This is a genomic window from Streptomyces sp. AC602_WCS936 (assembly GCF_019049125.1).
GTDB lineage: Bacteria > Actinomycetota > Actinomycetes > Streptomycetales > Streptomycetaceae > Streptomyces.
In genome coordinates this window covers 192,240-203,454 of the sequence record NZ_JAGMUF010000003.1, presented here as the reverse complement: position 1 = coordinate 203,454, position 11,215 = coordinate 192,240, and the positions used below count along the sequence as shown (strand labels likewise).

Sequence of the window (11,215 nt, the reverse complement as noted above, 5' to 3'; positions counted from 1 at the left end):
CGACACGATCCACGGCCGCGACTGACGGTTTCCCATACCCACACCTACGAGCAGAGAGGCCGACAGACTCATGATCAGCCGCTTTTGTTAGAGCCAGTTAGCCTCGTGCCACGGAGAGGGCTCGTCTGGGTCGGCCTGTCACCCGACGGGCACACGACCTCGGCCTCGGGACGGGCGGTGAGCGGCGATGTCCATGGATGACAGCAGGAGAGCAGGCGGAGCGGCCAAGGGCTCCGCTGCCTCCGAAGCATCCACCGGCGCGCAGCTGAGGAAGATCAGGCTCAGCCGCGGGTTGTCGTTGACGGAGGTCGCGCACCGGGCAGAGGTCACCAAGGGCTTCCTGAGTCAGTTGGAGCGTGGGCTCACCAGCGTGTCCGTCCCGACGTTGCTGCGCGTCTGCGATGTGCTGCAGATCGGGGTCGGCGAGCTGTTCTCGTACCCCTACGAGCAGGTCGTGGAGGGCGGAAGCCTGATCGACATGGGCGGTGAAGGCGTAGCCGAGTACCTGCTCACGCCCGCCGACACCACGGCCTTCCAGGTCTTCCGATCCGTGATCGAACCAGGCGGAGGCACTGGTGGCTCCTATCGGCTCGACGCCACGATCTTCGCGATGGGGCTGAGTGGCTCGACCCGTCTCATCGTCGGGGGCGAGACCCGGATGCTGTCAGCCGGCGTGTCCACCTCGTTCTCCGGTCAGACGCTTCACCAGTTCGACAACCCGGGTACGTCGGTGAGCGAGGTCCTGTGGGTCCTGTCGCCTCCACTGCTGCGCGTCGCGCGAGGACCCGCCTAGATCCGCTCGTAGACGGCCGGCCGGCGCGCCCGCAGGACGAGGGCCTGCACCGCGCCGACCACGGCCGAGAGGGCGACGCACCCACCGATGACCCAGGCACCCCCGGTGGTGCCGACGAGGAGCGGGAAGTTGGCGACCATCAGGTAGACCACACAGGCCAGACCGAGGAAGGCCACGGCCGGGGCCACGCTCGTGCGCCACACCGACTGCTGGTCGCCGGCGCGCCGGAAATAGCCGATCACCGCGAGACTGGTGGCCGCCATCAGCAGAACGACGCCGAGGGTGGCGGCGCCGGAGAACCACGTGTAGAGGTCCCCGATCGGGTCGAGATCGAGCGCGACGACGACAAGTGTGGTGACGGACGCGACCGCCGAGGCGACAACCGAGGATGACGACGGCGCACGGTGCCGGGGGTGAACGACGCCCAGCGGCTCAGGAAGGGCGCCGGACCGGGACAGCGCGAACTGGTAGCGCGTCACGACGTTGTGGAAGGCCAGCACGCACGCGAACTGACTGGTGATCAGAAGCACCTGCATCACGTCGGCCCAGACGGACCCGACGTAGCTCCGCGCCAGCGTGAGGACCAGGCCCTCGGGGTCGGCCTTCGCGGCGCCGGTCACCGATTCGACGCCGACACCCACCACGATCGCCCACACGGTGAACGAGTAGAAGACCCCGATCATGAGGATCGCGACGTACGTCGCCCGCGGGACCGTGACATCGGGATCCTTGGTCTCGTTGCGGAACACGGCCGTCGCCTCGAAGCCGATGAACCCGAAGATGGCGAACATGACGCCGAGGCCAAGGGAGCCGTTCCCCACGATGGAAGGTGACAACGGCTCGGCCGTCAGGCCGTGAGCGCCACCATGGCCCAGGATTCCGAAGTCCATGACCAGGAGCAGCAGGGTTTCCAGCACCAGCACGGCACCGAGCACCTTGGCACTCAGCTCGATGTCGCGATAGCCGAGGAAGGCGATGATGCCAAGCGAGACGAATGCCCACATCCACCACGGAGAGCCGACGTCGGCGTACCGCTCGATGACATTGCTCGTCGCGACACCGACATAGGCATTCACCCCGACGAGAAGCAGAGTGTAGGAGAAGAGCGCGAGGGTCGCGGCCGAGAGGCCGGGTATGCGGCCCAACCCCGCCTGGACGTAGGCGTAGAAGGCGCCCGCGTTGCGTACCCGTCCGGCCATCTGCGTGAAGCCTACGGCGAAGATCAGCAGCATCACGGTGGACAATGCGAAGTACAGCGGCATCCCCGGACTGCCACTCACGGCGAAGGCAAGCGGCACCCCGCCGGCCACGAGTCCGAGCGGTGCCGCTGCGGCGACGACCATGAACACGACCTGCGATACGCCGAGCCTGCGGTTGAGCGGGTTGCCCGATCCTGCTTCACCGCCAAGTGCTTCGGGGTGCCCTGTCTTGGGGAGGTCGGTCATGTCGACCACCTTTCAGCTCACGGGCCGGTTCCGGCTCGTCATGGGTGGATGAATGAGTGCGTGAGGTGGTACGGCCACACGAAGCGGACCGGCGCGGCACCTCAGCAACAGGGCGAGGGACCCGGCTTCTGCTGCTCCGGCTCAGTTCTGAGAGTCGTGACCCCGAGCGAGAGCTGGTCTGCTCGTCGCTTCCTCTCGGCCGCGACAGCATGAGTGACAGCGCGATCCGCCTCGGCTCGATACGTAGGTGGTCCCCGAGGCGCGGCGAAGACGTGACGACAGCGATGCCGGCGCAACCGCGACGAGGTGTTTAGTGCTACTAAACGCGGCAAACGTCTATCACGCCGATGACGGCACCGCAATGGCTGCGGCGAGGCCGGCCTCTGCTGAGGCGCCGCCAGGCGTCCTGCGCCTCGAAGAGCCGAACACGACCTCCACCGAGGTCACTGCCCGGACGTCCACCACCGTATGAGCGCAGCGTCTCACCTGCCTGTGCATCCTGCACCGGGCCCGGGCGAAGCAGGTGCTCACTGTCGTTCTCACCGCGGTCGCGGCTGGGGACAGTGAAGCGACCGCCACAGGAACAGCGAGGAAACGCCATGACAGCTGAGGTGTTGGACGCCGTCGAGGAGTTCGACGTGGTGATCGTCGGAGCAGGGATCTCCGGGATCGGCGCGGCCACCTATTTCAGCCGAGAGCTCCCCGAAAAGTCGCTCGTCGTGCTGGAAGCGCGCGATGACATCGGAGGCACTTGGGACCTGTTCCGCTATCCCGGTATCCGCTCGGACTCCGATCTCCACACGTTCGGATACGCGTTCAAGCCCTGGCGCCACGAAGCCGCGATCGCCGACGCTCCCCTCATCAAGGACTACCTGCACGAGACCGTCGAGGAGAACGGCCTGGAGCGCGTCCTCAAGCTCGGCCACCGGGTCGTCCGCTCGGAGTGGTCCACGGCGGACTCACGGTGGACCCTCACCGTCCAGACGTCGGACCCCGCCACGGGAGCGACCCGGACCAAGACGATCCACGCGGGATGGGTCTTCGCCGCCACCGGCTACTACCGGTACGACGAGGGATTCTCCCCGGAGTTCCCGGGGCGGGACGACTTCGAGGGCCGGATCGTCCATCCGCAGCACTGGCCGGAGGACCTCGACTACGGCAGCAAGAAGGTCGTCGTCATCGGCAGCGGCGCGACCGCGATCACGTTGGTGCCGGCCATGACCACCGGGGCGGGCGCCGCCCGGCACGTGACGATGCTGCAGCGCACCCCCACCTACGTCATGGCGCTCCCCCGTGTCGACAGGGTCGCCCTGGCGCTCACGAAGCTGCTCGGAGAAGAGCGCGGGTACGCCATGACGCGGTTCAAGAACATCTGGACCGAACACGCCGTCGTCAAGGGCCTACGGACCTTCCCCAAGGCCGGGCGGGCATTCATCCGGCGCGAGAACGTCAAGCGCCTTCCCAAGGGATTCGACGTCGACAAGCACTTCAACCCGCCGTACAACCCGTGGGACCAACGACTGTGCGTGGCACCGGACGGGGACTTCTTCGACGCGATCAAGGAAGGAAGGGCCTCCGTCGTCACCGACGCCGTGGCGCGTTTCAGCAAGCGCGGAATCGTCCTGGCGTCGGGCGAGGAACTGGAAGCCGACGTCGTCATCACCGCCACGGGGCTCAACCTGCGGCTCTTTGACGGCATGCCCATCGTGGTGGACGGGCGCCAGGTCGACATCGCGGACGCGCTCTGTTACCGCGGCATGCTGCTGAGCGGGATCCCGAACTGGGCGATGGCGATCGGCTACACCACCTCGTCCTGGACGCTCAAGGTGAGCCTGATGTGTCGCTACTTCATCGACCTGGTCCGGCACATGGACTCCCGCGGATACGACACGGTGGTTCCGGTCGCGCCGTCGGGAACGAACCGCAGGCCCGTCATGGACCTTCAGGCCGGGTACGCCAAGCGCGGCGAGAAGCTCCTGCCCAAGCAGGGCCCCGAGAAACCCTGGCGGATGGCGATGTCCTACCCCGAGGACGCCAGGGCGCTCCGCGGTCCGGTGGCCGACGAGAACCTCGAGTTCGGCACCCGTCGAACGGCCGCCGCGCAGTCATCCGACGGGCGGCGAGCCACCCATGCCTGAGACGAGCGGCGCCGAGGGCGTCGACCAGTACGCGACCTCGCCGTCCGGGATCAGGATCTGCTTCCGGGACTACGGCGACAAGGCCGACCCCGCGATGCTGCTCGTCGCGGGACTGGGCGAGGACCTCACCTTCTGGACCGGCTCGTTCGTCGGCTCACTCGTCACCCGCGGCTTCCGGGTCGTCGCGATCGACAACCGCGACGCCGGTCAGTCGACGTTCGTCGCCGCTCCCCCTCCCGGTCTCTGGCGTCAGATCGCGGGGCGTCCGCGCGGCGACGCGTACGCGCTGGCCGACATGGCCCGGGACGGCATCGGCGTACTCGACCATCTCGGGATCTCGCGGGTGCACATGGTGGGGCGGTCAATGGGCGGGATGATCGCGCAAACGATCGCGGCCACGGTGCCCGAGCGCGTTCTGTCACTGACCTCCCTCTACTCGACCACCGGGGCGAAGAAGGTGGGCCGGCCGGCTCTGTCGACGATCCGGCTCCTCGCCGCCCCGCCGGCGAGGACCAGAACCGCGGCGGTCCGTGCCCACCTGCGGCTCACCCGGCACATCGCGGGAACGGAACATCCCATCGACGACGCGGCCGAGGCCGCCATCGCGGCGCGCGGGTGCGATCGCAGCGCTGGTGACCTGGCGGCCGGCACCGCGCGCCAGATACAGGCCATCCAGCGCTCCGGAGACCGGACGGCCCAGTTGAGCAAGATCACGGCCCCGACCTTGGTCATCAACGGCGATCGAGACCCGCTGGTCAACCCGAGCGGCGGCGCCGCGACCGTCCAGGCGATCCGCTCGGCCCAGCACGTGGTCATTCCCGGCATGGGCCATCACATTCCCGAGACCCTCGTCGATCCCATCACGAGCTACATCTCGCAGCACGCGAACCGCGTGGGTGAAGGAGGAAGCCATGTCCGGATCTCGTGAGCCCCGCGCCAAGGGCAAGCCGGTCGACGTCGTGGTCGTCGGTGCCGGCTTCGCCGGTCTGAGCGCTGCCGAGCGGCTGGTGAGCATCGGGCGGTCCGTCGTGGTCGTGGAAGGCCGCGACCGGGTCGGAGGGCGTTCGCTCTCCGGCGAGGTGGCGGGCGTGAAGGTCGATCTTGGAGCGACGTGGGTGGCGCGGCGCCACACCGCCGTCCGAGACCTCGCGAGCCGGGTGGGGTGCACCACGACCGACCAGTTCGCCCAGGGCCGCAACGTGCTGTGGATGGCGGGTCGGCGCCGCACCTACAGCGGCACCATTCCCAAGATCTCCCCCCTTGCCCTGGTGGACATGGCCCGCATGCAGACGGCGGTGAACAAGCTGGTCGCGACCGTCGACGTGAACGCCGCCTGGGAGACGCCCGGGGCCGACCGGCTCGACGCCATCTCGTTCGGTGAGTGGCTCGACCGGAAGAACGCACTGCCCAGCACCCGCGCGCTGATGACCGTCATCAGCAAGGTGCAGTGGGGATGCACTCCGGGAGACGTCTCCTTGCTGCACGCACTGCGCTACATCCGCTCGGCGGGCGGACTCGACCACATGCTGGACGTCGACGGCGGTCAGCAGCAGGACCGGATCGTCGAAACCACCCAGGAGATCGCCCATCGGGTGGCGGAGCGGCTCGGCGACCGCGTACGCCTGCAGACACCGGTGCGCCGTATCACGCAGGACGACCATGGTCTCACCGTTCGCACCGACTCCGGCGAGATCCACGCCAGGTACGCGGTCGTCACGGCCTCGCCGGCGCACCGCGCCGCCATCGAGTTCGAGCCCGCCCTGCCCGAGCAGGGTGAAGGGCTCACGCGAACCTGGCGCATGGGTGTGCTGAGCAAGGCTTTCGTAGCCTACGAGAAGCCATTCTGGCGGGCCGAGGGATTCTCCGGTGAGGCGGTGACCGACACCGGAACCGTGTTCATCACCTTCGACGTGTCTCCCGCCCACAGCGGACCGGGCGTCATGATGGCCTTCTGCGATCCGCGCGTCTTCGACGGCTTCAGCCCTGAAACCCGGCGCGACCGGGCCGTCCAGCAGCTGGCCGACCTCTACGGTCCGCAGGCCCGCACTCCGATCGACTACGTGGACCACTGCTGGGGAGCGGAGCCCTTCGCCCCGGGCGGCCCCAATCCCGCTGTCGCCCCCTACGCGACCACGAGCTTCGGCAAGGCGCTGTCCGAGCCCCACGGGCGAATCCACTGGGCCGGCAGCGAAACCGCCGGCGAATGGGCCGGCACCATGAACGGCGCGGTTCTGACCGGCCAGCGCACTGCCGAGAGCATCGCCGCCCTCCTGTCCCGCGGCGTCCGAGAGGGGGCGTTGGCATGAAGGAAGCGCTGTTCCTGCTGGCCGACCTGTGGATGATCTTCGCCGGCTATTTCTACGGATGGAAGTTCATCCGCCGCTACGGCAACTACCTCCTCGGCCTCGAGTGGATGGTCGTCGCCACATCGGGCAGCAACTTCCTGCTCTGGTCACTGTCCGGAGCCGACAACGACAGCGTCCTGTACGACCTGGCGTACTTCCTCGACGCCTTCTCCCGGGCAGTCGGCATCACGCTCATCCTGGTCATGGGCCTGATGAAGGTCACCCAACGCTACAAGCCGAGCCTCGGCGTCGACGTCGCCGTGTTCGGAGTCGCGATCGTGGCCGGCCTCTTCCTCCGGCAGTTCCACGGCGCGGACCTCCACACCGACCACGCCGCGTTCTGGGTCGCCGTCTTCTACGTGGTCGCCAACCTCCTCACGGCGGTCTTCCTCGCGTACTTCGCGAAACGGCTCTGGAACGCGGGCGCGAAGCGGCCCGCGATCTGGACGGGCCTGGTCACGGCCGCAGGAACAACCATCGCGTTGACCTACGACTTCTTCCCCCTGCCCTTCGACGACGCGGACCGCACGATCTTCTACACCGCCGCACTGGCGACGTGGGGCACCCAGGGATTCGTCTACTTCCGCGCCTACCGCGCGCTGCACGACCACAACGCGGCTCTTGACGCGAACCCGGTCCGCACGACCGGAACCCTCGCATGAACCCCGACAACGAAGAAGGAGTCAGCATGGCCAAGAGGCACGTGTACGCGGTGGTGGACCCCGCCAGCGGAAAGCTGGTCAAGGAGTACCCGACCGCGACGGACGAGGTCGTCGAGGGGGCGGTCGACGCGGCGGCGGAAACCTACGCGCAGTGGTCGAGTCGGACTTCCGTGGAACAGCGTGCCCAGCTGCTGAACACCGTCGCCGCCCTCCACGACGAGCGCAGCGCGCAGCTTGCCGAGATCATCCACCGGGAGATGGGCAAGCCGGTGGACGAGGCCGTCGCGGAGGTCGAGTTCAGCGCCTCGATCTACAGGTACTACGCCGAGAACGCGGAGAAGTTCCTCACCGACGAACCGATCGAGCTCCTGGAGGGAGAGGGCACCGCCTTCATCCGTCGCCAGCCGGTCGGCGTGCTGCTGGGGATCATGCCCTGGAACTACCCGTACTACCAGGTTGCCCGGTTCGCCGCGCCCAACCTCGCGCTGGGCAACACCATCGTGCTCAAGCACGCGTCGCAGTGTCCGGAGTCGTCCGAGGCGCTCCAGCAGCTGTTCACGGACGCAGGCTTCCCCCGGGGCGCTTACGTCAACGTCCACGCCACCGGCGAGCAGATCGCTCGGGCCATAGCGGACCCCAGGGTGCAGGGCGTCTCCTTCACCGGTTCGGAGCGGGCCGGCGCGGAGGTCGCCGAGAAGGCCGGGCACAGCCTCAAGAAGGTGGTGCTCGAGCTGGGCGGCTCGGATCCCTTCATCGTGCTGTCGGCCGACGACCTCGACGCCACGGTCCAGGCGGCGGTCGAGACGCGGTTCGAGAACACCGGGCAGGCGTGCAACGCCGCGAAGCGCTTCATCGTCGCCGAGGACCTCTACGACGCCTTCCTCGACAAGTTCACCGAGAAGGTGCTCGCCCTGACCGACGGGCTGACGCCGCTCTCCTCGGTCGCCGCCGCCGAGTACCTCGAGGAGCAGGTCGAGCGAGCTGTCGCCGACGGGGCGACCTTCGTCTCCGCACGACAGCGCGAAGGAGCGTACTTCCCGCCCGGCGTTCTGACGGGCGTCTCGCCGACGTCGGCGTCGGCCACCGAGGAGCTCTTCGGCCCCGTGGCGACCGTCTACCGCGTCGGATCCGAGGACGAGGCCGTCGAGCTGGCGAACGGAACCCCGTACGGGCTGGGCTCCTACGTGTTCACGACGGACGCCGAGCAGGCGCTGCGCGTCGCCGACAGGATCGAGGCCGGCATGGTCTTCGTCAACGGCGTCGGCCTCGAAGGCGCGGAACTGCCTTTCGGCGGGGTGAAGCAGTCCGGTTTTGGCCGCGAACTGGGGCGGGCCGGAATCGACGAGTTCGCCAACAAGAAGCTCATCCGCACCGCCCGGACGTGATCGCCGCACCGCGCAGAAGGAAACCCACCATGACCATCGAATTCGACGCCGCTGTCTTCAGGACTCCGAACGAACCACTGACCATCGAACGAGTGAATCTTCCCTCGACGCCTCCGCCCGGCGAGGTGCTGGTGCGGCTCAAGGCGAGCGGAGTGTGCCACAGCGACCTGCACGTGCTCGTGGGCGACTGGGAGGTCCCTTCGCCGATGATCCTCGGCCACGAAGGGGCCGGGATCATCGAAAGCGTCGGAGACGGCGTCACGACCCTGAAGAAGGGCGATCACGTCGTGCTGTCCTGGACGCCTTCGTGTCGCCGCTGCTCCTACTGCATCAGCGGCAGGCCGGTCCTGTGTGACATGGTCAGCGAACACTCGGCGAACCACCTCTCGTTCGACGGCCGTACCCGAATCACGTCCGTCGACGAGAGCGACGTCTACAGCTTCGCGGGCCTCGGAACGTTCGGCCAGTACACCCTCGTACCCGAGTCGGCCGCGATCGCCATCCGGGACGACGCCCCGTTCCCGCAGTCGGCATTGGTCGGATGCGCCGTCACGACCGGCGTCGGCGCGGCCGTCAACACCGCGAGCGTGCGGCCGAGCGACACCGTGCTGGTCCTCGGCTGCGGAGGCGTCGGGCTGAACGCGATCCAGGGGGCCCGGCTCGCAGGCGCCCGGAGGATCATCGCCGCGGACATCTCCGACGAGAAGCTCGAGCAGGCACGCGTCTTCGGTGCGACCGACCTGATCAACAACGCCCGCGAGAATTTCGCCGACAGGGTGCAGCAACTCACCGACGGACGCGGCGTGGAGATCGCCATCGAGGCCATCGGGCTGCCCCGCACCATCGAGTCGGCCTACGAGGTCCTGGCCCGAGGCGGCACGGCGGTAGTCGCCGGGCAAGTGGCGGACGGCATGAGGATCTCCATCGACCCCTTCGTCATGTCCGATCAGGAACTGTCGCTCATCGGCTCGAACTACGGCTCCAGCAAGCCGGATACCGACTTCCCCATGCTGATCGACCACTACATGAACAACCACATCGACCTGGACTCCCTCGTGACGAGCGTGATCGGTCTCCAGGACATCAACGAGGCGTTCGACCAGATGAAGCGCGGCATCGGCATCCGCTCGGTGATCACGTACTGAAAGGCAGGGGCGATCTCATGGCCCTGGAATCATCACGCTCGGCTTTCGAGCGAGCCCGCCGCAGCGTCGGCGGGGGTGTGGGGTCGGGCCTGCGCGCCGCGATGCCTCCCCATCCGCTTTTCGTGCGGGAGGCCCGGGGCGCGTACGTCTGGGACTTGGACGGCGACCGGTACGTCGACTACGTGATGGCCTGGGGCCCGCTGGTCCTCGGTCACGGCGACCCGCGCGTGGTGTCCGCGGTGTCCGAGGTCGCGGCGAAGATGCAGGTCGTCGGCACCGGCCACCCGCTCGAGTATCTCGCGGCGGAAGCGGTTCTCGAGGCCGTGCCGCACGGCGAGCGACTGCTGTGGAGCAACACGGGGACCGAGGCGGTGCAGGTGGCACTGCGCCTCGCGCGGGCCGCCACCGGGCGGCGCCGCGTCCTCAAGTTCGCGAAGAGCTACCACGGCTGGCACGACACCGTGTACGCCGGGATGTCCGAGGACGACTGCGACCGCCCCGCCACCCCGGGCGGACCGGGACAGTCGGCAAGCGTCCTTGACGACCTGGTCGTGGCGCGCTTCAACGACGTACAGCTGGCCGAGCGTCTGCTGAGCGACGCCGTCGAGCGCGACATCGCGGCCGTGCTGGTGGACCCGGTGATGAGTAATGCCGGCGTCGAAGCACCCTCACCGCAGTTCCTGTCGACGCTGCGGGCCCTCTGCGACCGGCACGGTGTCGTCCTCGTCTTCGACGAGGTGATCGCCGGGTTCCGGATCGCACGGGGCGGGGCGGCCGAGAGGTACGGTGTGCGGCCCGACCTGTCCGTCTTCGGGAAGGCGATGGCCGGAGGGTTCACCCAGAGCGCCGTCGTCGGCCGGGCCGACCTGATCGATCAGGTGACGACCGGCGTCGTGCACGCCGGAACCTTCAACGCCAACCCGGTCGCACTGGCGGCCGTCACGGCGACGATGCGCGTCCTGGCCGACCCCTCGGTCTACGAGCTGCTCGAAGGGACCTCGTCCGAGTTCGAAGCTCTCGTCGGCGGCGCTCTCGGTTCATCTGCCGACTTCGGCCGCTTCAACCGGGTCGGCTCGCTCCTCCAGTACGTCCCCGCCGGTGGAACCACCGGGCTCCACGGGACCAGCGGGCTCTGGACCGTGATCCTCGAAGAGATGCTGCGTCAAGGCTTCCTGTTCATGCCGTCCGGCAAGGTCTTCATCAGCACGGCACACACCACCACCGACATCGAGGCGACAGCCGAGGCCCTCGACCGGCTGCTGCGGCGGCTGTGACGTCCGCGTCCAGCCGCGCGTAATCCCC

General features: G+C 68.1%; 9 protein-coding genes. 8 read left to right on the top strand and 1 reads right to left on the bottom strand.

Annotated elements, in window-relative coordinates:
- Positions 1-193 precede the first annotated feature (193 nt).
- Positions 194-793 carry a helix-turn-helix domain-containing protein gene (locus KUM03_RS01795; RefSeq protein ID WP_254398662.1) on the top strand — a complete coding sequence of 200 codons (600 nt, stop codon included), beginning with the start codon at positions 194-196 and terminating at the stop codon, positions 791-793.
- Here KUM03_RS01795 and KUM03_RS01790 read toward each other — a convergent pair.
- Positions 790-2,238 carry an APC family permease gene (locus KUM03_RS01790; protein ID WP_217245115.1) on the bottom strand — a complete coding sequence of 483 codons (1,449 nt, stop codon included), beginning with the start codon at positions 2,236-2,238 and terminating at the stop codon, positions 790-792. The genes KUM03_RS01795 and KUM03_RS01790 overlap by 4 nt on opposite strands.
- Before the next feature lie 599 nt (positions 2,239-2,837).
- Between KUM03_RS01790 and KUM03_RS01785 the strand changes: the two genes are divergently transcribed.
- From KUM03_RS01785 to KUM03_RS01755, 7 genes are all read left to right on the top strand, one after another.
- Entirely contained in the window at positions 2,838-4,376 is a 1,539-nt protein-coding gene (locus KUM03_RS01785; RefSeq protein WP_217245111.1) for an NAD(P)/FAD-dependent oxidoreductase, read from the top strand.
- The gene (locus KUM03_RS01780) at positions 4,369-5,304 is read left to right on the top strand and encodes an alpha/beta fold hydrolase (protein WP_217245109.1); all 936 of its coding nucleotides are present in this window, start codon (positions 4,369-4,371) and stop codon (positions 5,302-5,304) included. Before KUM03_RS01785 ends, KUM03_RS01780 begins: the two co-directional genes overlap by 8 nt.
- On the top strand, positions 5,288-6,682 hold the full coding sequence (locus KUM03_RS01775; RefSeq protein ID WP_254398661.1) for a flavin monoamine oxidase family protein: 1,395 nt from the start codon (positions 5,288-5,290) through the stop codon (positions 6,680-6,682). Before KUM03_RS01780 ends, KUM03_RS01775 begins: the two co-directional genes overlap by 17 nt.
- Positions 6,679-7,383 carry a transporter gene (locus KUM03_RS01770; protein WP_217245107.1) on the top strand — a complete coding sequence of 235 codons (705 nt, stop codon included), beginning with the start codon at positions 6,679-6,681 and terminating at the stop codon, positions 7,381-7,383. The genes KUM03_RS01775 and KUM03_RS01770 overlap by 4 nt, the downstream gene beginning before the upstream one ends.
- 26 nt (positions 7,384-7,409) lie before the next feature.
- Positions 7,410-8,768, top strand: a complete 1,359-nt coding sequence (locus KUM03_RS01765; RefSeq protein ID WP_254398660.1) for an NAD-dependent succinate-semialdehyde dehydrogenase — start codon at positions 7,410-7,412, stop codon at positions 8,766-8,768.
- Between the two features lie 29 nt (positions 8,769-8,797).
- Entirely contained in the window at positions 8,798-9,913 is a 1,116-nt protein-coding gene (locus tag KUM03_RS01760) for a Zn-dependent alcohol dehydrogenase (RefSeq protein WP_217245105.1), read from the top strand.
- A 122-nt stretch (positions 9,914-10,035) separates the two neighbouring features.
- Positions 10,036-11,187 carry an aminotransferase class III-fold pyridoxal phosphate-dependent enzyme gene (locus KUM03_RS01755; RefSeq protein ID WP_308406225.1) on the top strand — a complete coding sequence of 384 codons (1,152 nt, stop codon included), beginning with the start codon at positions 10,036-10,038 and terminating at the stop codon, positions 11,185-11,187.
- Positions 11,188-11,215: the final 28 nt, after the last annotated feature.